The organism is Colwellia ponticola, assembly GCF_005885605.1.
GTDB lineage: Bacteria > Pseudomonadota > Gammaproteobacteria > Enterobacterales > Alteromonadaceae > Colwellia > Colwellia ponticola.
Genome location: NZ_SZVP01000084.1, coordinates 1 through 472, shown reverse-complemented (window position 1 = coordinate 472; position 472 = coordinate 1). Strand labels below are relative to the sequence as shown.

Annotated in this window: 1 protein-coding gene; it reads left to right on the top strand. The window is 38.3% G+C overall.

Annotation, left to right across the window (positions count from 1 at the left end; translation table 11 throughout):
* Positions 1-472, top strand: a 472-nt coding sequence (locus tag FCS21_RS17710; RefSeq protein WP_138624495.1) for an aminotransferase class III-fold pyridoxal phosphate-dependent enzyme, incomplete at both ends; no start/stop codon positions are given.

Sequence of the window (472 nt, the reverse complement as noted above, 5' to 3'; positions counted from 1 at the left end):
GAATAATGTCCTAACCATTGCGGATGAAGTGATGACGGGCTTTGGGAAAACCGGAAGAATTTTTGCAACGGATTATTTGGTGGAAAAACCAGATATGATGTGCTTGTCCAAAGCATTAACTGGAGGGACTATTCCTATGGCAATTACGACTTTTACGCAGGATTTATTTGATGCTTTTTATGATGACGACATTAATAAAGCGTTGTTTCATGGACACACCTTTACAGCAAATCCAACAGGTTGTGCGGCAGCTTTGGCTAGTTTAGACTTGTTGCAAACCGATGAAATGCAAGCGAATGTAGTTCGTGTCAATCACAGACATTTGGAGTTTGAAGAACGCGTGAAAAATCATCCAAAAGTAACAACAACAAGAGTTCTCGGAGTCATTTTTGCTTTGGAAATAAAAACTGAAAGTTCAGCCAGTTACTATGGAACTTTGCGCAATAAACTATATGATTTTTTTATCGAAAAC